Raw genomic sequence first — 24,107 nt, forward strand, 5'->3', positions numbered from 1 at the left:
GGCGGCTGCGGCACGGTCGGTGACGGCGATACGTCGCTCACCTTCGGCGGCGGCGAACCCGGCGACCCTGGTGTGGGTGATGCCGAATTCACACTGATCCCCGGCCCCGGTGTGTGGCCGGTGAGGGCGATGGTCACCGCCCGCCCGCCGTTGGCGTCCGGAACCACCAGTGTCGCCTTGTACGAGCCAGGCGCTTGTGGACTGAAAGTCACTTGGAACACACAAGTCCCGGAACCACCTGACGATGAGCAAGAGGCGCGCTTCGCGCTGAATGTGGAGTCGGCCTCCAGAAAGGCCGCTGACTCGTCGTCGCAGTCCAGCGCTGGGATCGAGACATCCCGATCGGCGGCGGAGCCGGCGGCGACCGCACCGAAGTCGACGCTGTCCGCATACCGCGTACAGGAACCATCGCCGGGCGGCGGCAGCGGACGCGCCCCACCCGATGCGGGTGCGGACGCTCCGGGCGGCTCGCCACCCGGGGCCGTCGGCGGTGGTGGAAGCCTGGTGATAAACGCCTCCGATCCGACCTCCGGCGGTCGGCCGGTGGCGAGCATGACCCCCGTGATGACGGCGGCCACGATCAGCGCTATGACCCATCCGGTGGCGACCGGATGCGAAGACATCATGGCAACGGACTTACGTGCCGTATGCGTGGAAGCTAGGCGACCCCCCAGCAACTTCCCACCCGCACCGGATACCACGACCGCGCCGGCCGCCGCCGCCAGTGCCTGACGGCGAACCCGGTCCTCGTGTTCGAAGTAGGCCAGGTCAGCGGCGGAACCGCTCGCGAGCGCGGCATCTCGGCCGAGCTTCAGGACCGTTCCCCACGCACCCCACAGCAGCGTCAAGCCGAGCACGGGCGCGACTTTCCGCGCCAGAGTGCACGCGGACGATTGCCGGCCATGGACGACCGCGGACTCCAGCACACGTTCGATAACCGGTGCGGCATCCGCGATTTCCCTCGGTGCGGCCCGGTTCGTCCACTCGAGCAGGGCGTCGAGGTAGTCGGCGGCATTCGGCGGCAGGATTCCCCATTCGCCGGCCACCGTGCGGGGATCCACGGCCAGCCGGTAGCCCGCACCGGAGCTCTCGGCCAGATGCAAGCCGGCCAGCTCGTCGAGCGCCGATGGGCTGCCCGCATCGTTGGTCATCGCCCGGCACAGAGCGGGCGACAGGTGGGCCCCCGCCACGGCACACAGCACCGTCAGAACGCGACGCGACCGCTCCCCGAGGCCGCCGACCAATGCGCGTTGCGGCACCTCAGGGGCGGCAGGCATCGTGGCCGCGCCGCCGCCGCGAAGCCATGCGGCGGCCTGCAGTAGACCGCGCGGATAACCATTGGCCGCTCGGCACAACTGCAGCGCCGCCGCCACGTTCTCGTCCACTCCGCGGCCGAGTTCGCGGGCCATCAGCGCGAGTGCCGACTGTTCGTCCAAGCCCTGCAAGTCCAGCGAACGCCCCCGCCCCCACGCGACGCGCTGCCTGGTCGATACGACGAGGTCACTTGCAGGCAGCAGGTCGACGAGTGTCGAGAACTCCTCCACGGAACCCTCGAAATCGTCAACCACCACCAACGCGCGAATGGAAAGCATCAGGCGACGCAACCGGCGCAGATCGGGGATGTATCCCGGCGCGTCATAACAGGATTCGAACAACTCCTGGATCACGTCCGGCGCCGCCAGCCCGGCGGCGTGCAGGAACACCACATCGCGGCCTTCGGCCGCACGGTCGGCAGCGAACCGCCGCAGCAGTGCGGACTTGCCGACTCCGGGCCCGCCGCACACTTCGACCGGCAGTCCTTCCGCGAGCCACTGCATCAGCAGCGCCAATTCCATTCGCCTGCCGAGCAATCCGGCACCGGTCCTGGGCAGCGCCGCGCTTACCGGCCGCGTCCGCCGCGTCACGACGGGTGCCGGATCGTCGCGTACTACGACCGAGGAATTCTGTGCGTTGATGACAACGTTGTGATCCCCCACCACGACCTGACCGGCCACCGCACCACCAACGTGGACGCGGTAAACGGAATCGGACTCCCCCGTCATGTTCCTGTCGTTGTTGACACAACACCGCTGTGGATGGCTTGCGCGACAGCGGGATGGGCAAGGTATTCAGCGATGCTGTGTGCCCGTTCCTTGGGATTGTCGACAGGGATCTCCCGGAGCTGTCCCTTCCAGATATGACGCAGTGGGCATCCGATGGTGATCGGATCCACCGCGGACCAGGCATTGAGCCAGTCACCGACGCGTGCAGGCCGGTGCGGGCCGCGGACCAGGAGTTTGTCGTGGACCGCGTCCAGCCCCAAAGGGCTGCCGAGAGTGACCAATACGGAGACGTCGAGCTGGGGCTCGAGCCGGGTGAGCAGATCCATCGCGACCACAGTGCCGAGACTGTGGCTGACCAGCGTGAGCTGCCCCGAAGCAGGGACGGTCTCGAGCACACAGTCGAGTACCGCTTGCCGGATCTGCTCGTCGGCGAGGTAGGTGGCGACATCACGGAAGACTTGGGCGATGATGAGCTCGTCCAAGTCGCTGCGGGCAGCGAGCCAGCTGAGCTGTCGCTGCAGCTTGCTCACAAGCGCACTGCCGATCGAACCGAGTCCTTCCACCTCGATGCGGTCCGCCGGTAGATCGTCTTCGGCGGGCATGCCGGCATCCGCGGCCGCGTTCTGCAGGATCTGTTCGTACAACTGGCGAGCCGGCGGTGTGGCCGGAGCCATGGCCAGAGCATGGTCGACGGCCATGGTTTCAGGCGCGAGGGTGGTCCTCTCCAGAGGCTGCAGTAGGGCTGCCATACGGTCGCCGTAGAAGGGGAAGTACGCATCCGAGGGATCGAGCGGGCTGAGCCCGGCAAGGGTGAGACCTTTGTTGAGTCCGGCGGTCCACTCCCGGCGCAGGAGCTCGGGATCGCGACCGTGCTGGCTGCGGCCGTGCAGGAACAGCAGGTGACGCGTGCCGCCGAAGGCGCCCGCTCGGGCGATGACGCCACCCCGGAGTCCCGTGCTCTCACGTGGCGTCGGAACTGCGGTTACCGGCTCGATCCGGTCCTCGGCAGGAGCGAGTCCGAGTGTGATTGCCGATGGCCCGGCGGCCAGTCCGGATTCGGGACCGAGTTCGGCGAGGAGTTCCTGGTCGCGCCCCGAGCGCTGTAGTCCGGCCAGGTGCCTCAGGATCGCACTGACTCGCACGCCCTCGTTGGCTGTCCAGGCGATCGCGTCGTCGCCGTCGCCCTGGTGCCAGACGGTGCCGTCGCGACGCAGAATCCGTCCTTGATCGTCGGTGCGCGGCACGCCGGAGTGGTGCAGCGCGACGACTTCCCACTGGTCGTTGAAGACCGGCGAGCCGGAGTTCCCCGGTTCGGTGTCGGTCGAGTAGTGCAGGAAGTGATCGAGCTGCAGGTCGAGCTGGTTCTTACGGATCCCGATCTCCTTGAGCCTGCCCATCGGGTGGCCGATGATGTTCATCGCCTCACCGATGACGATCTTCCCCTGGTCCACGATCAGGCGGTTCCACCAGCCGACGGCGTCCCCGGCCGACTTGCCGTCGGTCCCGGGACGGACCGGCACAAGGGTGAAGTCCAGGTGCTCATCGGTCACGAAGAAGTCGGGGTCGAGGCGGAACCGCACCGGAAGGCGGGGGTCGTTGTCGATCGTCGTCTCGGCGCCGAACTCGATCACGACCTGTCGTGCGGTGTCCTGGTCGGGAAGTACGTGATTGTTGGTCAGGAGCAGTCGGGGCGATACCAGGAACCCGGTGCCCATCGGTACATCCCGGCCGTTGCGAATCAGCGAGATCCGCGCGACCGTCGCCGCAATGCGAGCGCCACGGGCCAGAAAGTTGGCCGGTTGGAGTTCGTTGCTGGCGCCGATGATCCGCTCGAGCGTAGTGATCCGGTCGGAGGGCTCGATTCGACCGACTTCGATCATGGCTTCGACCGGCATCTCGCCGCTGGTCGCCAGCCGCTGCGCGCGAGCGCTGATCTGTTCCGGGGAGTCGACCACCGGATTGTCCTTGATTTTGCGGCGTTGCTCGATGTCCTCGCGCTTGGTCTCGGTAGCGACGTAACGCCCTGCGGCGGCCTCGACCTGCTTCAACCACGCCGCCTGGATTTGTTCGCGAGAATTCATGGTCCATCCGCCTAGAACAGAAGTTGGTGTTGTCGGTCCGCTATCGGCGTGGAGTGTTCCTCGTGCGCGTCACACCACCGTCACCTCGCCGTCTCGCCCGGCGCAGGTCCTTCCCCCGATGATGTTCGGCATCCGCCGTCACGGCGCTCGCAGTGCCTCGTGCGCGCGATCGGGGAGTCACTCGATCGTCGCGGCATCGCACTCGTGGACGAGGAGCAGGTCGTCGATTTCCGGCGACGGTTCCGCGCCGAACTCGGCCCAGAGCAGATCTCGGTATCGCCGGTACTCGCGCAGGGCCTCGATCTTGTTGCCCTGCGCGAGATGAATCCGCATCAGAATTCGGCAGGAGCTCTCTCGCAGCGGCTCTGCCGCCGCGACCGCCGACGCGGCCATCAAGGCGGCACCGACCTGCCGGCGCTCCAGCAATGCTTCCGCTGCCGCTTCGAGCGCCGCGACCCGCGCCAATCGGTACCGTTCCCGGTCGACGACCACCCACTCCTCGTCCCAGTCCGGCAGCAACTCCCCCCGATTCAGCAGCAGCGGAACTCGCGCGAGATCCTCCGCGCAGGGCTGGTGCACCAGTTTGTGCGCCAATTCGGTCAGGTACGGCAGATCGACGGATACGTTCGGGTGCAGGCGAAGCCGATCACCATTGATCTCCACGACTGCGTCCTGGACGCGGCGCAAGCGCCACAAAGCGGTTCGCAGACGCTGCGCCGCGCAGCGATCAGCGCATTCCGGCCACAGTGCACCGGCAAGGCGGCCACGAGCGACCGGTCGATTCAGCAGTGCCAGATAGGTCAGCACCCGTTCTGCCGCGTGTGGAACGGAAAGCCGGCGACCGCCGCTGTGCAGGGCGAATTCCTCGACCAATGAGAGCTGGAAACACGTCGTATTCATGGCATTGAGAAAGTCGGTCTTCCTACTGTCGGCACAAGTAGCCGACTACGTGATCACCAATGGATCTCTGAAACCGCACGCAACGGGCTGGACAATTCCTCCAGCGCCATGTGGAGATCCGCGTCCCGCAGAGTTTGCGGGAAGTGGACGAGCGCCCGCTGCTCGATTTCGGTCAACGGAACCTGGAAGACGCGGAACTCGTCCAGATCCAGCGCTTCGAGTGGCTGCAGGTTCTGGCTCAACAGAAATCCGCGGGCCTTCAGCTCGCCGTTCTCGACGAACGCGATGACCTTCCAGAACTCGCGCGGGATCTTGACTTGCCGGAACTCCCGGTCGTCGTCGGCGAAGACCGGACCGCCGAACGCGCTCACTTTGAGGTCGTCGACACTGGCGTCGGCGAACACCGCGTCTTCGATACGGCCCCAGATTCCATTGCGCGCACTCTGATTGAAATCGTCCATCTGCGGAGTGATGTTGGTGTAGAAGAACGAGTCCTTGTTGGCTGTCGCCGCCTCGGTCGCACTGCCCCAGAGCAGATCGGCCCGTCGCGCGAGGTGGCCGCGATCGAGCCGGTTGTCGCGGTACAACTCGTTGCCGACCTGTGCATCGGCATCGAGTCTCGGGTCTTTGACGAAATCGATCTTCTTTCGTGACAGTTTTCTGATCGAGGCGCCATCGATGTTCCACGCCACCCAGATAGCGAACCGGCGTGACCGGCGCATCGCGAGGGTGAAATGCGTGTAGTGCAGCACCTCCGACCCGTCGAGCGCCGTCGCGACGTCGGGGCGAACCCGCGCGTCGACCACGGGCAGCGGAATCGGCGCCGCGAGGAAGCGCGGGTCGTATCCGGTCGCGGCCGCGGCCTCCTCGACGGTGCTGCTCTCCGGAATCGCTGTTCGCAGCGCCTCGAACGCTTCCGGTTCGGATATCTTCTCATTCACGGTGAAACGCACCGATATCTCAGTGGCCGGTTCCCCGTCGATCTCCTTGTAGCCGAGACCGATCGAGGAAATGCCGGGATCCGCGAGCAAATCCTCACCGTTGGTCCGGATGAACTTTCGCAGGGCGATGAGCAGGCCGTCCTGCCGTTGATCAGATGATGAATGGCTTTTCGCAGGCATTGTCGACTCCATGTTCGGTGTTACGCCGGGCGCACGCCACTAGCCACCACCATCCTCGGTGCACCGGACGGCGCGAAGCACGAGTAGCGAACTACTCGAAAATGGAGTCCTTTTATGGTCGATACAATTTGCCCGGTGACCCGAGCCGGTCGGCGACCGCGATCAGCCCAGGGTCTTCAGCAATTCGTCCGCGACACCCGCCGAGGACGCCGGGTTCTGGCCCGTGATCAGACTGCGGTCCACCACCACGTTGGGCGTCCACGGGTCCGCCTCGCGGAAATCCGCACCGATCTGGACCAAGCGGTCCTGGAGCAGCCACTTGGCTTTGCCTGCGAAACCCGCCTGGGTTTCTTCGGCGTTGCTGAAGCCGGTCAGGGAGTATCCGGCGAAGCTGTTGGCGCCGTCGTCCTCGGTGGCGGCCAGCATCGCGGCAGGTGCATGGCACACCACCGCCAAGGGCTTACCCGATGCCAGGGCGGCGGTCAGCAGGCGGCCCGAGCCGGCGTCGACCGCGAGATCTTCCATCGGCCCGTGCCCGCCGGGGTAGAACACCGCCGCGTAGTCGTCGAGGTCGACGTCGGCAAGAACGACGGGGTTGTTCAGTTCGGCACTCGTGGCGATCACCTGCGCCCGGTGATCGGCGGTCTCCTGGCCGCCGTTGACCTCGGCGGCGAGGCTGCTCTGGTCCACACTCGGTACGCCGCCGCCAGGTGTGGCGACGACGATCTCGTGGCCCGCGGCCTTCAGCTTCTCGAAGGGCACCACGAACTCCTCGGCCCAGAAGCCGGTCGGGTGCTTCGTCCCGTCGGCGAGCGTCCAGTAGTCGACGCCGGTCATCACGAAAAGGATCTTCGACATGTTGTCTCCGTCTTCCGGAACCCGTTGACCCGGGGTTCGATCATCGAGCATGTCGCGCTGACTCGAACGCATTCCGCAGCGGTTTCACAGGCACACTGGGTCGTCAGCGGCGATACCGTCGAAGGTAGTCCTGCGCATCCATGGATGACGAATAAGAGGCCCGATTTCAGACATCGGAATTTCGATGGATCGGCGAACCAAGGACCGGCGCTGTGCAGGACCCATCCCGCGCGCGACGGATCCCCGCGCTCGCACCGACCCGGCTCGCGACCGGCGACCACATCGGCCGGATCGATCGCGAGCCGGACAACGAACCAAGCCCGGACCACCGCGGCGGCAACGCAGTGGTCACCGGGACCGGGCGACCCGAGACCTCGGCCCGAGCCGAGCCCGTAGCGGGGCCATACTGGACAAGTGACGGAAACCGGACAGTGCCGACAGGACCCTGCGCACAGGGCGCTCGGCGGCTGCCCCGACATCGGTAGTTTTCGATTCTGGTTCGCCGATCAGAAGTGGGAGTGGTCCGAGGACGTCGCCGCGATGCACGGCTACTCCCCTGGTGAGGCCGAGCCCTCCACCGAGCTGGTGCTGAGCCATCAGCACCCCGACGACCGCGAGCAGGTAGCGCAGACGCTCAGCGACGCGATCGAGACGGCTGCGCCGTTCTGCAGCCGCCACCGGATCATCGACACCTCGGGCGACACGCACGACGTGATCGTGATCGGCGATCGACTGCTCGACGAGCAGGGCACGATGATCGGCACCTCGGGCTACTACCTCGATGTCACCGAGACGCTGCAGGACAACCGGCAGGAAACCGTCGACGACCTGCTGCCCGACCTCATCGACGCCCGCGCGGTGATCGAGCAGGCCAAAGGCGTCGTCATGTTCGTCTACGGCCTCAACGCCGATCAGGCGTTCCGGGTGCTGCGCTGGCGCTCGCAGGAAACCAACGTCAAGATCCGCACGCTGGCCGAGCAACTCGTCTTCGAGGTCACCGCGATGGGCGGCGCGCTGGTTGCGCAGCGCACCCGTTTCGACCATCTCCTGCTGACTCTGCACGACCGCGCGACGTCATCCGAGCCGGTCGCCGACTGACCGGCGCGTGCCCTCAGGACCCGGTCGCCGAACGGATCATTCCCTTGGTGCGCATGAGGAACTCACCGAGATAGCTGTCGTGCGGGACGCCGGGACGCAACCAGGTGGTCGGGTTGTCGCCGAGGTAGAGGTTGGTGATGGTCGGCTCGTCCAGCAGGTCGCCGATGAGATCGCGTCGCTCGGTCATCGCGGTGAGAACGAGCGAATGACGCAGTGGGGCAATGCCATCCGACGGCGACCACGGCCCGACCCACACACAAGGGAAGGCCAGTTCCACCGCGAGCTGCGGCGCGCTGCTGCTGTCGACGAGGTGCACCGCGGGGCGTAGCACAGCGGCGCCCGGGGACACCTCGTCGACGATGGTGTCGCCGCCGAGCAGCGGACGGGCCTGGCCGGCGACCTGGCGCAGGTAGCGGTCCATGGCCGCCACGGATTCGGTGGGCTGCACGGTCAGGATCGCGTCGGGGTGCTCGGCGGGCAAACTGGGAATCGCCGCCAGCTCCGCGGCGAGCGCACGCGCCAGCGGCTCCGGGTCGCCCTCCACGAGCACCGCGGTGGTGCAGGTGCAGGCCGTGCCACCGAGATGGCTCACCGATTCGGCGATCAGCGCGACCTTGTCACGCCAGTCCACGTCCGCGGTCACCAGGATCTTCGAGCGTCCCGGTCCCTGGGTGAGCACGCGCGTGCTGCCGCCGTACTTGTCGACCACGTCCTGTCCGCCGTAGACGATGGCGAAGTCCGATTCGGCGACCAAGACGTCGGCAGCCTCGTAGTCGGTCGGCAACAAGGTGACCAGCTCCGGCGGCATGCCAGCCATGCGCAGCGCACTGACCAGACGGAACGCGGTATACGGCTCCCGGGTCGATGGCCGCACCGCCACCTTGTAGCCCAGCGCCAGCGCCTCGGGCCACAACCCGTGCACAGCGGGCGTGTTCCCGGCCGCGTGCACGGCGAACAGGTCGCCCTTCCTGGTCCAGACGGCGCAGCCGCCGAGGGTGCGCTCGTCCTGCCAGTCCGCTACCGCACCCTTCGGCATGGCGAACTCGAGCGTGCCGCGCTGCTCGCGCAGCACGTCCGCGACCCACCGCACCGACTGCCACACCACCGCCAGCGGCACGCCCGACGCGACGCAGACCACTCGCGCGTACTCATCCGGTCCCAGCCCGCCGATCTCGGCCTCGGTGAACAGGTCGGCCGCACGTTCCAGCACCGCGAAGCGTTCGGCGGCGGGCAGCACCGGCGCCTTGCGCATCGCCGCCAGCGCGCGCCGCACATACAGCGCGGGCACCTGCGAGATCTCCCCGATCGGCGCGCCGGACAGCGTCGTCAGCGGCTTGCGGTCGCGCGCGCGGAAACTGCCCTGCGGGCCGAGCGCGTCGATGTGCACGAACTCCTCCATCAGTACACCCCCTCGATCACCTCGGCGCCGGCGAACGAGGCCATCGGCGCCACGTCGGCGACCGAGCAACCGACCGCACCCTTCGGCGCCTCGACCTTCATGGCGATATCGCGCTCCGGGTTGTTCGGCAGCAGAGCGTATTTGGTGAGGTGATGCATCACGACCTGCCCGCGCTCACCGTCGGCGACGTCGTCGCCGGTCTCCGGGTCGACCACCTCGAACGCGAGGTAGGGGCTCGGCGGGTCGAAGACGGGCAGCCCGTCCGGGCGCTCCTCGTCGCGCTCGCGGGACATGCCCAGAATGGTGGTGCTGCCGTAGAGGCCTTTGAGCGGAATGCCGGGGAAGATCTCCTGCCGGAAGATCTCACGGGAGTCGGCGTTCATATGCGCTCCGCTCCAGCAGATGAACTTGATCTTCCGGCGAATCTGCTCCACCAGGTCGTCGCGGCGCGCGATTCGTTCCAGCAGCGGCGGCGTGGTGATCAGGATCCCGACCGACTGGGTGGTGAGGATCTGCGCGACCTGGTCGACGACGTGCTCGGCGTAGCGTTCGGTGTTCTCGGTGTCGCCGCGCGCGATCATCTGCTTGATCCAGCGCGGATCGAGATCGACGGTGAAGCGGACGCCGCGATGCCTGCGCGCCCGGCGCTGCGCGAACTCACCGAACATGTGCGGGCCGCTCGGCGCCACGGCGAGGGTGTTCACCGTGCCTAGGTCGGCGTAGTGGTGCTCGTCCCAGCTGAGCGCGAACTCCATCCAGCGGTCGAACATGACGAACCGTTTCGGTGCGCCGGTGGTGCCCCCGCTCTCGTAGATACCCGCAATCTCGCGGTCGGCGCCATGCAAACCCCGCGGAATCAGGTCCTCCACGGCGACGGTCCGGAATTCGTCGATGACATTGGGAAAGCGGCGCAGATCCGCGAAGGTGCGGATGTCGGCGATCGGGTCGAAATCCAGCGTCCGCGCCCGGCGGAGCCAGTACGGGCTGCCGGTCTCCTCGCTGAAATGCCATGCCAGCACGGCACGCAGGTATTCCTCCGCGTCGATCATCGCGTAGTCGTGCGCGGCAAGGTCCAGAATTACGGGGCGCATGCGCGGCCTCCAGTGACGTGCCCCGAATCGGGGCATTCAGCTCGAACGCGGCAATCTTCTCCTCTCCGCGCCCACGAAAAGCGCCGCGCCGCCCAGTTCGATCCGCCGATAGGACACTCTTATGGAGCGGAATGCGATGGCGGAACTCGTCTTCGACGACTGCCTGCCGATGTGAGTGATCTCGGCTATGGCGCCGGTGAGACCTTCGGACGGCACTTTGTGGAGCGGATCACCAAGACCCCGTTCCGAGTGGTAGCTCGCCGTACCCCTTGGTAGGTTTCGGCTTGTTCGCGCAGCGTCGCGCATCACCTTCAGCCTTCGACACGCCGAACATTTCTTCGATCCACAGTTTGCGCGCCTCTTTCGTCATGGAAGCAGGCGGGAATCGCCGTACCCACGCAACCGATTTCGCGGTCGTTCTCGACGGCGAAGTCGGCGGCGGCACCCGGTCCGCCTTGCTCGCCGCAGGCGTGGCTGTCCTGTCCCATCAAGCCTTGGAGAACCGGTGGTAACCGCACTACCTCACCAGCCCGCGGAACTCGACGCGGTCATCTTCGACTACAACGGCGTCATCGGCCTGCAGCCCACCGTTCCTATGTGGAGCAGTCTCGCCGAACTCGCCGGATGGCACGCAGACCAGCTCGGACTCTTCCAGAATGCTTTCTGGAGCGCCCGCGAACCCTACGATTCCGGTGAGTTCGACGACGCGGACTTCTGGACCGCCGTGCTCGGCGATTGCCCGGACCCGGACCTGCTCACCCGATTGCGTGCCGTCGACACCGCGCTGTGGACCCGGACCGACGACCGCGTCGTCGCACTCCTCCACCGTGCCCGGCGGGCAGGTCTGCCGATGGTGCTGCTCTCCAACGCACCCCATCCGGTCAGCGATGCCCTCGACGCCTCCGACTGGCGCACTCTGCTGACCGACGCCCTCTACTCGGCCCGGCTCGGCATGAACAAACCCCACCCCGACACCTACCGAAACGCACTCGCCGCGACCGGAGTTCGCGATCCCGGCCGCGTCCTGTTCGTCGACGACCGCGCCGACAACTGCCAGGCCGCCGCACACCTCGGCTTGCGCGCTCTGCACTACACCGGCTCACCCGCCGATATCGAGGACCACCTCCGCCTCGCGAGCGTCGCCGCGTAGGTCCCCGCGCGTCACACCGCGACGAGCCCCAATTACTGTTGGCCATCCACTCCGCCGACGTGGCCGGCTCGGCTGGACCGAACCACAGTGGCTGGAACACCATTCCAGCTAGTCGGCGACCACGGTGGCCTGGAAGGCGGCGATGGTGGCGCGCAGCGCGTCTACGGTAGGAGTCGGGTCGATGCCGAACTTCGCAGTGGCAGCGGATGATTCGATCACGAACGGACGATCGAACTGATAGCGCAACTCGGGCAGCTCACGGGCGTCGGGATCGAAAAGCCCGGCGGCCCACAGCATCGCGGCCGGCATTCGTCGCACGCGGGCGGGTGGTGCGCCCGCAATCGTCGCGGCTAGTTCAGCAAGCTCACGGATGGACATCGGCGGCGCTGTCGGCGTGTGCCACGCTCGACCCCAGGCGTCTTCGTCATCCGCAACCGCGACCAGGGTGCGCGCGGTATCGCCGACATCGGTCCAGCTGTGCGCTGTGTCCAGATCGGCGGGGAACAGCACCCGGCGGCCGGCGAGCACGGCGGGCAGCGCGACGGCGGTGAATACCGATTTCGCGCCTGCGCCGAGGTAATCCGACCCGCGCACCTCTGCGGTACGGATCCGGCCCGCCTCGTGGGCGGCAAGCGCCTCGGCCCACAGTTTCGCACGCACCCGCCCTTTCGCACTGTTCGGGCGCATCGGTTGCCGCTCGGTGATCGGTCCGTCGACTTGCCCGTAGCCGTAAAGATTTCCCACACTGAGCAATCCGGCGCCGGTCACCTCGGCCGCATGGAGCGCGGCGGCGGCCAGCGGAGGGAAGTCGTTGGTCCAGCGGTGGTACGGCGGCTGAGCACACTGGAAGATGACGCTCGCGCCCGCACAGTGCCGGCCCAGCACGGCGGCATCGGTCGCGTCGGCGGCGATGCGCTGGACCAGCGGGTGATCCGGGCCGCTACCGCGCCGGGTGATCACGCGCACATGATCGCCGCGTGCGGCGAGCAGCTGGGCAGTGGCCGAGCCGACCGGGCCGGCCCCGATGATGACGTGCAGGGACATTGGTAATCCATCCTGTCGGCGTTCCGTTGCGAGAACATCGTTCTCCTTCTGATCCGACCGTAATCGTGAACGCCGATCCATGTCAAGAACAGTGTTCTCTATTCGCGCAGCCGTTCTCTGAACGGTTACTTGTTCTCTATACTTCCGGCATGTCCGCTTCGTCAGTGCGCGCCCGCGTCCGCTCCGAGATGACAGAGGAGATCAAGGCTGCCGCCCGCAAGCGGCTGGCGGTGGACGGCGCGAATCTGTCCCTCCGCGGTGTCGCGCGCGACCTGGGCATCGTCGCCTCCGCGCTGTACCGATACTTCCCGAGCCGCGACGACCTGCTGACGGCTCTGATCATGGAGGCGTACCGAGCACTCGCCGCTACCGCCGAAGCCGCCGACGCGAAGCTGCCCGCCACCGACCTCCGCGGCCGGTGGCTTGCGGTGTGCTCGTCCGTGCGGGACTGGGCGCTGGCCCATCCGGCCGAGTACGGCCTCCTGTACGGCAGTCCGGTGCCCGGTTACAACGCACCACAGGACACCGTGGCGCCCGCAGCCGCCGTTGTGTTCCGGCTCGTCGCCATCGCGCAGGCCGGCGCGAAAGAGCTGACGCCGCCGCCGCTTCCGACTCCACTGCCAGCGCCTCTCCGAGCCGACCTGCGCCACCTCATCGAGCAGCAATCCGCCGAACTGCCCGAAGAGGTGCTCGACCGGGTCTTCGTCGGCTGGACCCACTTGTTCGGCCTGCTCAACTTCGAAATCTTCGGGCGACTGGACAACACCATCGAAGCCAGCGCCGAGTACTTCGCCCACCACATGAACCTGATGGCGGACCTGGTGGGGCTGCCATAGCAGTCCGGCACGGCAACGGCGTGTCTCCGGCCAGTTGGAGCAACCGCCAACCGCTCGACGCTACGGTGGCTGAACCGAGATACGCCGCGTTCCACTCGACGACCGAAACATCACTCATTCGTGGAGGAACATTGCCGAGCTCGTTCACTCGAAGGGGATTTCTGACCAGCGCGGCCACCTCGGCAACGGCCGCGGCCGCCGTCTCGGCCGGGACCGCACCGGGCAAGGCGCGAGCCGATATCGATCCGGACCAGCCGAACATCCTCGTGATCATCGTGGACGAGATGCGCACACCCATGTGGTTTCCCGATCAGGGGACGGTGGATCGCGTGCTGCCGAATATCGCCCGTATCCGCGAGGGCGGGGTGTCGTTAGAGAACCACTACACCGCGGCGAACGATTGCACACCGGCTCGCGGTTGCCTGCTCACCGGCCTCTACTCGCAGCAGACCGGCGTGATGGTCGTGTCGGAGTCGACGCTGACGCCGCTGTTCCCGACGTGGGGATCGATGCTGCGCGAGCACGGCTACGACACCACCTACTGGGGCAAGTGGCATCTCGGTAGCTACCCGGATCGCACGCCGGGCGCGCTCGAAGCGTACGGCTTCCACGGCGGCACCTATCCCTCTCCCAACGGCGCGCCGGGCCAAGGGCTGCAAGCGGATCCGAAGATCGTCGACCAATTCGTCGACTGGTTCCACAACGATTCCGGCAGCGCTCCCTGGTGCACCACCGTGTCGCTGGTCAACCCGCACGACATCCAGTGGTGGCCGCGCTGGACGCGCCGCGAGCAATTCAACGCCGACATCCCGCGCTGGATGAACGACCTTCCGCCCAATTTCGAATCACTGGAACAACTGTCGAAGAAGCCGCGGCTGCAGATGGCGCTGGTCGAGGTCTCCGCCGTGGCGTTCGGGGCCGCGCCCTACGGAACGCCGGAAGCCATGCACGCCTGGATCGACATGCGCAACCTCTATCTCTGGGCACAGCAGCAGGTCGACATCCAGATCGGACGTGTGCTCGACACCCTGAACTCCCGCCCCGATGTAGCGGCCAACACCGTCATCGTCTTCACTTCCGATCACGGCGACTACGCCGGTTCGCACGGCCTGCACGGCAAAGGCGGCGCCTCCTACGACGAGGCGATCCGGGTTCCGCTCTACGTCCACGATCCGCGCGGCTACCTCAGCCCGGTCGCGGGTACGAGCAGCAGGACCCAGCTCAGCTCCAGCGTCGATTTCACGCCCTTGCTGCTCACCATCGCCACCGGCGGAAACGACTGGCGCGGCGATGGACGCTACGAACACCTCAGCGGGCGACTCGACATCGCCGCGATCTGCCGCAACCCGGGCGCCGCAGGCCGTCCCTGGGTCGCGCACACCACCGACGAGGATTCGATCGAAGAGGCCGCGATCCTGTTCAACCAGAACGCGCCTGGCCACGTGGCGATGGTGCGCACCGCCGACGCGAAATTCACGTCCTATTCCCATTGGGTGCGCGGCCAGGTCCAGATCGATGCGGCTGCTGAGCAGGAATTCGAACTCTACGACTACAGCACCGACGGCGGCAGGCTCGAGCTCGACAACCAGGCCGCGACCGGAAACCCGTTGCGCGGGGAGATGGAATCGCTGCTGGACAACGTCATCCGGAACGAGATCCAGCAGCCGCTGCCGCCGTATCTGCGGGCCGCCCAGGAGGAAGGTATCGGCGACTACATATCGGCACAGACGAACGTCCTGATCCAAGCCGAGCGGATCGGTAACGCTCTGCTGGATGCTGTGCCCAAGCCGTAGCGCAGGCTCGGAGGCCGATCTCCCCTGGCACATCGCTCAGCCTGGTGCTGCCAGTACCAGTGTTACTGGGCTCCTGTTACTGGTGCCCGGCACACCGCAAGCTCAGAGCATGACACAGACCATCTCGCCGGGTGCGGCGGCGCGCGCCGCCGCACCGACCGCCGCGCTGGGAGCGCGGCGCCCGCTGGCCGTCCTCACGGTCATCCTCACCGGCCAGTTCATGGCCGTGCTCGACGCTTCCATCGTCAATGTGGCGATTCCCTCGATTCGCGGCTCGTTGCACACCAGCGGCTCGGCTCTGCAGCTGATCGTCGCCGGTTACGTCATCGCCTACGCCGTCCTGCTGGTCACCGGGGCGCGGCTCGGCGACCGGTTCACCCAGCGCCGCACATTCATCGCGGGACTGGCCGCGTTCACGCTGGCCTCACTGGCATGCGGACTGGCGTGGAACGAGTCGTCGCTGATCGTCTTCCGGTTCGCGCAGGGAGTCGGCGCGGCAGCGATGGTGCCGCAGATCATGACGCTCATCCAGCGCACCTTCACCGGTGACGCCAGGGCGCGGGCACTCAGTCTGTACTCGGCGATCATCTCCGGCGGCATGGTCGCCGGACAGGTGCTCGGCGGGATCATCGTCAACGCCGACCTGTTCGGCAGCAGTTGGCGCGGCGTGTTCCTGGTGAATGTGCCGATCGGCGTCGTGCTGCTCGCCGTGGCGCCGCGCGTCCTGCCGTCGGCGACCCAGCGCGTCGAGCGCACACTCGACCTACCCGGGTTGGCGACGCTCACCGTTTCGGTGCTGCTGCTGGTGCTTCCGCTGGTTTTGGGCCGTGAGCTGGATTGGCCGCTGTGGGCGTGGATTTCGCTGGGCGCCAGCGTTGCCGGCCTCATTCTGTTCGTGGCCATCGAGCGGCTGGTCGCGGCGCGCGGCGGCGAACCATTGTTCGCCCGGCCAGTTCTCGCGGCTCCGGGACTGGTGCTCACGGCGGTCACATTGTTCGTGATCATGGCGACCTTCGGAGGCTGGATGTTCGTCATGGCGATCCACCTGCAGAGCACGCTCGGCTACAGCGCGCTGCATGCAGGCCTGCTGTTCGTCCCGCTCGGGGCGACCTTCGCGGTGGCCAGCCTGAACTGGGAGCGGATCCCGCATCGATTCCACACCAGCATGATTCCGCTCGGTCTGGTGCTGGGATCGGCGAGCATGGTCGCGCTCGGCGCGCTGCTGCGCGACGGGGCCGATGTCGGCGTGATCGCGCTGGTGCTGCTCGGCGTCTGCGGCCTCGGCAACGGCCTGGCGTTCAGCCCGCTCATGACGCGCACGCTGGCCAAGATCCCGATGACCCTGGCGGCCGACGCGAGCGGCATCCTGGTGACCACCGTGCAACTCGGCATCGTGGTCGGCATCGCCACCTTCGGGTCGCTGTTCCTCGGCCTCGCGGGCAGCACGGTGTCGAGCGCCGCGCACGCTCTCGGCGTCACGGCCGTCGCCGAAGGCGTCACTGTATTGCTCGCCGCGGCCTTCGCGGCCCGCGCGGCGCGATAACACAGCGGCGGATCCCTGAGCCGGCGCTGTCTCCGGGACCGAGCGTGGCCGGCTCAGCCGTTGTGATTCCGGGGCCGAGCGCCCGCCCTGAGCAGAGCGGTCGTCGGCGCGGACGACCGCTCCGGCTCTCCGCGGCTTCTCAGAGCACGGTTTCGATCGCCGCGACCAGTGCGGGCGACTCCGGCGTCACGGTCGGGCGGAAGCGGCCCGCTACTTTCCCATCACGGTCGATGAGGAACTTCTCGAAGTTCCACTGGATGTCGCCGGCGTTGCCGTCGGCGTCGGCCGACTCCACCAGGGTCTGGTACAACACGTGCCGGTTTTCGCCATTGACGTCGGTCTTCTCCAGCAGCGGAAAGTCCACCCCGTAGGTGGTGGAACAGAACTGCTGGATCTCCTCCGCGGTGCCCGGTTCCTGGCCCATGAATTGGTTGCACGGTACGCCGACCACGCGCAATCCGCGGGGGCCGAAGGACTTGTGCAGCTCGACCAGGCCGGAATACTGCGGTGTCAGGCCGCATTTCGAGGCCACGTTGACCAGCAGGACCGCGTTGTCGCCGACCAGGTCGGCCAGGGTCGTCGGCTCGCCGGACAATGTGCGTAGCGGAACGTCTCGAAGGCTCATTCGTATCGGACCTGCCCATTCTTGATCGTTGATCCACCCCGACGGCCACGCTACCGGATCGTCCGGGTAGGCGGCCGTCGCCGGTCGCGCGTTGCGAACCACGCTCAGCGCAATCTGGTTCGGCGCATCAGCCGCAGCGACATCAGGGTCATCTTCAGCTGCTTGTCGTACGGCTGACCCGCCCGCGCAGCGAGGACCTGCCGCTTGAGCACGCCGACGTTCACTGTGTCGGTGTACTTCAGCAGGCCCTGGTCGCCGTGGCGGGTGCCGACACCGGACTGCTTGACACCGCCGGACGGCGTGGCCTTGGCGGCGTAGGTCGCTACGAAGCCGTCGTTGATGTTGATATTGCCCGCCTGCAACTGCGCGGCGATGCGGTTGGCATGCGCCAGGTCGCGGCTCCACACGCTGGCGTTCAAGCCGTAGTCGGTGGCGTTGGCGAGCCGCACCGCCTCCCGTTCGTCGGAGAACGGATACACGGTGACGACCGGGCCGAAGGTCTCCAGCGTCGCGTGGGTCATCTCCGGTGTCACGCCGGTCAGCACGGTGGCTTCGTAGAAGGCGGGACCGATGTCGGGGCGCGCGTTTCCGCCGACGTGCACGGTGGCGCCTTTGGCGCGGGCGTCGTCGACATGGGCGGCGACCCGTTCGAGATGCTGCTGGGAGACCAGGGAACCGAATTCCGGTGTGTAGTCGTAGGCGGCGCCGATCTTGCCGTTCAATTCCGCGGCGGCCGCGACCAATCGGCGCACGAACTCGTCGTGGATGTCGCGATGCACATAGATCCGTTCGATGTGCATGCACGCCTGCCCGGAGTTGGCGAACGCCGCGAAGACCGCGCCGGGGATCACCTCGTCCAGGTTCGCGTCGGCAAGCACGATCATCGGGTTCTTGCCGCCGAGTTCCAGGCTGCATCCGATGAGGTTGCGTCCGGCCTGCTCGCCGACGATCCGGCCGGTGGCGGTGGAGCCGGTGAACATGACGAAATCGACGTTGCCGATCAGGGTCGGCCCGATGTCGGGTCCCTCGCCGCACACCACTTGAACGAGTCCGCGCGGCAGCCCGGCGCGGTGCAGCAATTCGACGCCGAAGAGCACACACAACGCCGTCTTGTTGTCCGGTTTGAGCACGACGCCGTTGCCCGCCATGAGCGCGGGCATGGCATCGGACAGCGCGATGGCGAAGGGGAAGTTCCAGGGGGCGATCACCGCGACGAGGCCCTTCGGGCGATGCTCCTCGGTCGAGGTGGTCAGCAGCGGCATCGGACCGCCGCGCCGTTTCGGCCGCAGCACGCGGCGCGCGGTCTTGAGGTAGTGGCTGATCACCATCGGCACGTCGCAGGATTCCTCGACGGCCATGCGGCGGGTCTTGCCGCAGCCGATCTGGATGAGGTCGGCGATGGTCTCCACCTCGCGCAGGATCAGTTCGTGGGCCCGCTCGAACACACGCAGCCGTTCCCGCAGCGGCAGCGCGGCCCAGTCGGTCTGCGCGGCACGGGCATTCGCGCACGCGGCCAGCACGTCCTGCGGCGTCGACTGCGGCAGGTCGCCGACCGGTGCGCCGGTGTAGACCTCCGTCATCGGGAATGCCGCCGCGCTGCCGTCGGCGGCGACCAGTCCGGTCAGCCGCTCGATCAGCTCCCCGGTGATCCTGGCGGGCACCGTGCCCGCCGCCTTCTCGGTGTGTGCTGTGCTCATCGGGTCTTCTCCATGACGTCGGGCATCGCCGCAGGTGCCGGGCCGGATACCGGACCTAAATTAGAACACGTTCCGGTTTTCGTCCATGGTATTCGCCCCGGCGGCACATGCCTACCCGCCGCGGCCGGAGATTTCGCTCAGTCGTCCGCGACCATCGACAAGGCCTGCGTCGGGCAGTAGCGGACCGCGCGCTGCACATCGGCCGATGACGAACCGGCGGCGGTATCGAGAATCTCTACCTTGCCGCGCTTGGGAACATGGAAGGCGCCCGGTGCCTCGTCCTGACACACCGCGTGCCCCTGACACAGATCCAGATCGGCCAGCACTCGCATGGTCAACTCCCGTTCTCCTCGTCGGGGGAGGCATCGAGCGGACGCACCGGTGCCTCGGGCTGCACCTCGACCAGAACCAGATGCGCGCCCCGCGGCGTCGACACCACCGCGACCACCGCGGCGGCCAGGTCACCCGCGCGCAACATGGACGGATGCCTGGCGAATCCCCAGGTCTTCCAGTCCTCCAGCAAGGGACCGACGACTTCCGGCGTGGAGTCCATGCCCATCCCGGTGAGGGTCGGGCCGGGCCGCACCAACGAGGCGCGAATTCCGGTGCCCTCCAGCTCCATCCGCATTTGCGCGGCCATCGCCTCCAGACCCGCTTTGGCGGCGCTGTAGGCGCCGGTGCGCGGGCGTGGCTGGGGCGCGCAGTCCGACGAGATCAGCACAACGTCGCCGCGTTCCCTGCGCAGCATGCCGGGCAGCACCCGGTGCACCAAGCGATGCGCGCCGACGAGATGGACGTGCATTTGACGCAGGAATCGTTCCGGATCCATCGCGTGCACCTGGCCGAACTCGATATCGCCCGCGCTGGACACCAGAATCTCGGTGGGCCCCAACGCGTCCTCAGCGGCGCGCACGAACTCCTCGATCGAGTCCGGCTCGGTGACATCCAACCGGTGTGCGAAAGCCTCGCCACCGTTCGACCGGATCTTGTCCGCCAGTTCGGCGCACTGCTCGACGCGGCGCGCGCCCAGCGCGACCGGATGGCCGAGTCCGGCCAGCGCCGCGGCGGTGGCCGCACCGATCCCGGAGGACGCTCCGGAGATGAGGGCGGGCCTGCATTCCGGATGGGGTGCGAATCTGGGCACTATCGGTACTCCACGGTGATCGGAAGGTGGGCGAAACCGCGCACGTTCGAGGAATGCACGCGCGCGATGCCGGAGTCCAGCACGCCGTAGGCGCGCACTCGGGACGCGAACTCGCGCAAGGCGACGCTCGCCTCCAGCCGCGCCAGATGCGCGCCGAGGCAGAAGTGCACGCCCGCGCCGAAACTGGCCAGTCCGGACTTGTCGGCACGATCGATGCGGAAGCTGTCGCCGTCGTCGAAAACTTCGGAATCGCGGTTGGCTGAGCCGATCAGCAACAGCACCTTGGCGCCTGCCGGAATGGAACCGTCGTGGTAGGCGAGGTCCTCCGTCGCGGTACGCGCGATTATCTGGCTGGAGGTGTCGTAGCGCAGCGTCTCTTCCACCCAGTCGGAGACCAGATCCGGATCGGCGACCACCTTCGCGTACTCCCCTGGATTACGCGCACCCCAATACAGTGCGTTACCCAGGAGCTTCGTCGTGGTCTCGTTCCCGGCCACCACCATCAAGAACAGGAATCCGATGATCTCCTGGTCGGACAACCGGTCGCCGTCGATCTCGGCGTCCAGCAGCGCGGAAGTCAGATCCTCGCGCGGCCTACGTCGCCGCTCGGCCACCATCTCGATGTAATAGCTCAGGAGTTTCATGGATGCTTCGGCCGCAGCCGGCGGGATATCGAGCACGCCGTCCTCGCGGTGCACGACCAGATCGGCCAGCCTGCGGATCTCCGTGCGGTCGGCCTCCGGCACGCCCATCAGCTCGGAGATCACGTCCATCGGCAGCTTGCCCGCGACCTGATCGATCCAATCGAACGCCTCCCCCGCCAACGCCGGTTCCAAGTACGACAGCGTCAACTCGCGAATGCGGTCTTCCATCTCCGCGACTCGCTTCGGCGTGAAGCCCTTGTAGACCAGCCGCCGCATCCGCATATGCCGTGGGTCGTCCATCGCCAGGAACGACATCACCCGATGTGCGTGCGGACCCCATGCCGCCGGATCCAACGACACACCATTCGCACTCGACAACCGCGCACTGTCGCGAAACGCTGCGGTCACGTCCGCGTGCCGGGACAACGCCCAGAAATCGAGCTCCGGGTTGTGATACAGCGGCGCCTCCAGCCGGAGCCGCCGATATGTCGGATACGGGTCCTCGTGGAACGCGTAGTCGTACGGATCGAACGTCACGGGCCGCACCGCTGCCGTCATCGCCCGCCCTCCAGATTCGGTAACAGGTTCCGAGGGCTGCCGAGACACCGCTCCTGACGCGGAGACAGATAGCTGGACATGTGTCTGGACACTACCACCGGCTCCGTGCTCCGACAATCTCTCCGTTAGAACCTGTTATTGCCACCTGTCGTCGTTCAAGACTATATTCCGTACACGTGTCCAGACAGCATCGGAGCCAGTCCATGAACAACCTCTTGCCCGCCGACGGGTCGCGTCTGCTGATCGGCGGCAAGCTGGTCGAAGGCGCCGACGGAGTGTTCGCGACGGTCAACCCTGCGACGGAGGACGTCCTCGGCCACGCCGCGAATGCGAACGCGGCCGATCTCGACGCGGCGATCGACGCCGCACGCACCGCGTTCGACCACACCGACTGGTCGCGCGATCACGCTTTCCGCGCCCGCTGCCTCGAACAGTTACGCGGCGCGCTGCAATCACATGTCGAGGAACTGCGCGAGCTCACCATCGCCGAGGCGGGCGCACCGGCCATGCTCACCGGCGGGCCGCAGTTGGAAGGCCCGGTCGCCGACCTGGGCTACGCGGCCGGGCTCGCCCGAAGCTACGGGTGGGAAACCGATTTGGGTGTCGCCGAGCCGATGGGCATCAAGACGCACCGGGTGCTGCGCCGCGAACCGGTCGGCGTCGTCGGGGCGATCACGCCGTGGAACTTCCCGCACCAGATCAACTTCGCCAAACTGGGCCCCGCGCTCGCGGCGGGGAACACCGTGGTGCTCAAGCCCGCCCCGGACACCCCGTGGTGCGCGGCGGCGGTCGGGGCGATCATCGCCGAGGAGACCGACATCCCAGCCGGCGTGGTGAACATCGTGACCTCCGCCGACCACGCGCTCGGCGCGCAGCTCACCGAGGACCCGCGCGTCGACATGATCAGCTTCACCGGCTCGACCGCCACCGGCCGCGCCGTCATGACCGGCGCGGCGACGACCTTGAAGAAAGCGTTCCTGGAACTGGGTGGCAAGTCGGCGTTCCTCGTGCTGGACGACGCCGACATCGCCGGAGCCTGTGCGGTGGCGGCGTTCTCGGTGTGCGTGCACGCCGGGCAGGGATGTGCGCTCACCACTCGCCTGCTGGTCCCGCGCGCCGCCTACGACCAAGCCGTGCAGGCCGCCGCGGCCACCCTCGGCGCGATCACGCCGGGCGACCCCGCCGACCCGCGCACGGTCTGCGGCCCGCTCATCTCCGAACGTCAGCGCGCCAGGGTCGAACGCTATCTCGATATCGCCCGCGCCGAGGGCGGGCGGATCGTGGTCGGCGGCGGCCGGCCGGCTCAGCGCGAGCGCGGGTTCTACATCGAACCCACCTTGATCGCGGACGTCCCCAACACCGCGACCGTCGCCCGCGAGGAGATCTTCGGCCCCGTGCTGGTGATCATCCCGCATGACGGCGACGAGGACGCCGTCCGCATCGCCAACGACTCCCCCTACGGCCTCTCCGGCTCGGTGTGGGGCACCGACGCCGACCGCATCCGGCGCGTCACCGAAGGCGTGCGCACCGGGACCTTGAGCGTCAACGGCGGCGTCTGGTATTCCGCCGACGCCCCGTTCGGCGGGTACAAGCAATCCGGCATCGGCCGCGAAATGGGCGTCGCCGGATTCGAGGAGTACCTGGAAACCAAGCTGATCGCCACCGCCGGATGAACAACAACGGCAGGACAATACAGAGGAGCTGAACTCCATGGCCCGTTTCACCGGAAGATCCGCCATCGTCACCGGCGCCGCTCGGGGGATCGGCGCGGCCTACGCGCAGGCGCTGGCTGCCGAGGGCGCGAGCGTCGTCGTCGCGGACAAGGACGCCGACGGCGGTGCGGCCGTGGTCGAGAAGATCGTCGCCGAGGGCGGCACCGCGGTGTTCGGACTCCTCGACGTCGCCGATCCGGAATCGGCTACCGCACTGGCGGATTTCGCCGCAGCGGAGTTCGGCGGCATCGACCATTTGGTCAACAACGCCGCGATCTACGGCGAGATGAAGCTGAATCTGCTGCTCACCGTGCCATGGGACTACTACAAGACGTTCATGAGCGTGAACATGGACGGCGCGCTGAACATGACCCGCGCCGTCTGGCCGCACATGTCCGAACGCCGCGCCGGGTCGATCGTCAACCAATCGTCCACCGCCGCATGGCTGTATTCCAGCTTCTACGGCCTGGCGAAGGTCGGCGTCAACGGATTGACCCAGCAGTTGGCGTTCGAACTCGGCGGATCCGGCATCCGGATCAACGCCATCGCGCCGGGCCCGATCGACACCGACGCCACCAAATCGGTGACCCCCGACGTGATCGTCGACGACATCGTCAAACGACTGCCGCTGAAACGGATCGGAACTCCGCAGGATCTCGTCGGCGCCTGCCTGTTCCTGCTGTCGGACGAGGCGAGCTGGGTCACCGGTCAGATCTTCAACGTCGACGGCGGACAGATCGTGCGGTCATGAGTGAGCAACCCGTTCGGACG

At 67.1% G+C, this 24,107-nt stretch carries 21 protein-coding genes; 8 read left to right on the plus strand and 13 right to left on the minus strand.

Going from position 1 to position 24,107, the window contains the following annotated elements; genetic code table 11:
* The 5 genes from NA4_RS04660 to NA4_RS04680 all read right to left on the minus strand — a co-directional run.
* On the minus strand, positions 1 to 2,042 hold a 2,042-nt coding region (locus NA4_RS04660; RefSeq protein ID WP_157128808.1), incomplete at its 3' end, for a P-loop NTPase family protein.
* Entirely contained in the window at positions 2,039 to 4,123 is a 2,085-nt protein-coding gene (locus NA4_RS04665) for a S1 family peptidase (protein ID WP_067464370.1), read from the minus strand. The genes NA4_RS04660 and NA4_RS04665, both read right to left, overlap by 4 nt.
* A 177-nt stretch (positions 4,124 to 4,300) precedes the next feature.
* Positions 4,301 to 5,023, minus strand: coding sequence for an AfsR/SARP family transcriptional regulator (locus NA4_RS04670; RefSeq protein WP_067464373.1), 723 nt, complete (start codon positions 5,021 to 5,023; stop codon positions 4,301 to 4,303).
* 53 nt (positions 5,024 to 5,076) lie between these two features.
* Positions 5,077 to 6,144 carry a DNA/RNA non-specific endonuclease gene (locus tag NA4_RS04675; protein ID WP_067464376.1) on the minus strand — a complete coding sequence of 356 codons (1,068 nt, stop codon included), beginning with the start codon at positions 6,142 to 6,144 and terminating at the stop codon, positions 5,077 to 5,079.
* A 162-nt stretch (positions 6,145 to 6,306) separates the two neighbouring features.
* Positions 6,307 to 7,002 carry a type 1 glutamine amidotransferase domain-containing protein gene (locus tag NA4_RS04680; RefSeq protein WP_067464435.1) on the minus strand — a complete coding sequence of 232 codons (696 nt, stop codon included), beginning with the start codon at positions 7,000 to 7,002 and terminating at the stop codon, positions 6,307 to 6,309.
* A 414-nt stretch (positions 7,003 to 7,416) separates the two neighbouring features.
* Here NA4_RS04680 and NA4_RS04685 point away from each other — a divergent pair, with 414 nt between their 5' ends.
* Positions 7,417 to 8,100 (plus strand): PAS and ANTAR domain-containing protein, encoded by a 684-nt coding sequence (locus tag NA4_RS04685; protein ID WP_067464379.1) that lies wholly within the window; start codon positions 7,417 to 7,419, stop codon positions 8,098 to 8,100.
* A gap of 13 nt (positions 8,101 to 8,113) precedes the next feature.
* On the opposite strand, the gene NA4_RS04690 is transcribed toward NA4_RS04685, so the two are convergent.
* Together NA4_RS04690 and NA4_RS04695 are read right to left on the minus strand one after the other, a co-directional pair.
* The gene (locus tag NA4_RS04690) at positions 8,114 to 9,499 is read right to left on the minus strand and encodes an aldehyde dehydrogenase family protein (RefSeq protein ID WP_084496810.1); all 1,386 of its coding nucleotides are present in this window, start codon (positions 9,497 to 9,499) and stop codon (positions 8,114 to 8,116) included.
* Positions 9,499 to 10,590, minus strand: a complete 1,092-nt coding sequence (locus NA4_RS04695) for an AMP-binding protein (RefSeq protein WP_067464382.1) — start codon at positions 10,588 to 10,590, stop codon at positions 9,499 to 9,501. The genes NA4_RS04690 and NA4_RS04695 overlap by 1 nt, the downstream gene beginning before the upstream one ends.
* A 284-nt stretch (positions 10,591 to 10,874) precedes the next feature.
* Here NA4_RS04695 and NA4_RS40080 point away from each other — a divergent pair, with 284 nt between their 5' ends.
* Positions 10,875 to 11,102 carry a hypothetical protein gene (locus NA4_RS40080; protein ID WP_157128809.1) on the plus strand — a complete coding sequence of 76 codons (228 nt, stop codon included), beginning with the start codon at positions 10,875 to 10,877 and terminating at the stop codon, positions 11,100 to 11,102.
* Positions 11,096 to 11,740, plus strand: coding sequence for an HAD family hydrolase (locus NA4_RS04700; RefSeq protein ID WP_067464385.1), 645 nt, complete (start codon positions 11,096 to 11,098; stop codon positions 11,738 to 11,740). Before NA4_RS40080 ends, NA4_RS04700 begins: the two co-directional genes overlap by 7 nt.
* Before the next feature lie 108 nt (positions 11,741 to 11,848).
* Here the strand turns inward: NA4_RS04700 and NA4_RS04705 are convergent, their stop codons facing one another.
* Positions 11,849 to 12,784 (minus strand): NAD-dependent epimerase/dehydratase family protein, encoded by a 936-nt coding sequence (locus tag NA4_RS04705; protein WP_067464388.1) that lies wholly within the window; start codon positions 12,782 to 12,784, stop codon positions 11,849 to 11,851.
* A gap of 149 nt (positions 12,785 to 12,933) precedes the next feature.
* On the opposite strand from NA4_RS04705, the gene NA4_RS04710 reads away from it, so the two are divergent.
* From NA4_RS04710 to NA4_RS04720, 3 genes are all read left to right on the plus strand, one after another.
* A complete protein-coding gene (locus NA4_RS04710) occupies positions 12,934 to 13,620 on the plus strand; it encodes a TetR/AcrR family transcriptional regulator (protein ID WP_067464391.1) in 687 nt (228 codons plus the stop codon).
* A gap of 131 nt (positions 13,621 to 13,751) precedes the next feature.
* Entirely contained in the window at positions 13,752 to 15,413 is a 1,662-nt protein-coding gene (locus tag NA4_RS04715; protein ID WP_067464394.1) for a sulfatase-like hydrolase/transferase, read from the plus strand.
* Positions 15,414 to 15,522: 109 nt separating this feature from the next.
* Positions 15,523 to 16,956 (plus strand): MFS transporter, encoded by a 1,434-nt coding sequence (locus NA4_RS04720; protein WP_084496811.1) that lies wholly within the window; start codon positions 15,523 to 15,525, stop codon positions 16,954 to 16,956.
* Positions 16,957 to 17,095: 139 nt separating this feature from the next.
* Here NA4_RS04720 and NA4_RS04725 read toward each other — a convergent pair whose 3' ends face one another.
* From NA4_RS04725 to NA4_RS04745, 5 genes are all read right to left on the minus strand, one after another.
* Entirely contained in the window at positions 17,096 to 17,581 is a 486-nt protein-coding gene (locus tag NA4_RS04725; protein ID WP_067464444.1) for a glutathione peroxidase, read from the minus strand.
* Between the two features lie 104 nt (positions 17,582 to 17,685).
* Positions 17,686 to 19,278, minus strand: a complete 1,593-nt coding sequence (locus tag NA4_RS04730; RefSeq protein WP_067464397.1) for a succinic semialdehyde dehydrogenase — start codon at positions 19,276 to 19,278, stop codon at positions 17,686 to 17,688.
* Positions 19,279 to 19,415: 137 nt separating this feature from the next.
* Positions 19,416 to 19,610, minus strand: coding sequence for a ferredoxin (locus NA4_RS04735; protein WP_067464400.1), 195 nt, complete (start codon positions 19,608 to 19,610; stop codon positions 19,416 to 19,418).
* Between the two features lie 2 nt (positions 19,611 to 19,612).
* Positions 19,613 to 20,422: an SDR family oxidoreductase gene (locus tag NA4_RS04740; protein WP_067464403.1), complete on the minus strand. Its 810-nt coding sequence runs from the start codon at positions 20,420 to 20,422 to the stop codon at positions 19,613 to 19,615.
* Positions 20,422 to 21,624, minus strand: coding sequence for a cytochrome P450 (locus tag NA4_RS04745; protein WP_067464406.1), 1,203 nt, complete (start codon positions 21,622 to 21,624; stop codon positions 20,422 to 20,424). Before NA4_RS04745 ends, NA4_RS04740 begins: the two co-directional genes overlap by 1 nt.
* A 203-nt stretch (positions 21,625 to 21,827) precedes the next feature.
* Here NA4_RS04745 and NA4_RS04750 point away from each other — a divergent pair, with 203 nt between their 5' ends.
* Together NA4_RS04750 and NA4_RS04755 are read left to right on the plus strand one after the other, a co-directional pair.
* Positions 21,828 to 23,297: an aldehyde dehydrogenase gene (locus tag NA4_RS04750; RefSeq protein ID WP_067464409.1), complete on the plus strand. Its 1,470-nt coding sequence runs from the start codon at positions 21,828 to 21,830 to the stop codon at positions 23,295 to 23,297.
* 37 nt (positions 23,298 to 23,334) lie between these two features.
* Positions 23,335 to 24,087 carry an SDR family oxidoreductase gene (locus NA4_RS04755; protein ID WP_067464412.1) on the plus strand — a complete coding sequence of 251 codons (753 nt, stop codon included), beginning with the start codon at positions 23,335 to 23,337 and terminating at the stop codon, positions 24,085 to 24,087.
* The last annotated feature ends 20 nt before the right edge of the window (positions 24,088 to 24,107 follow it).

It is taken from the genome of Nocardia amamiensis NBRC 102102, from assembly GCF_001612745.1.
In the GTDB taxonomy this organism is placed as follows: Bacteria; Actinomycetota; Actinomycetes; order Mycobacteriales; family Mycobacteriaceae; genus Nocardia; species Nocardia amamiensis.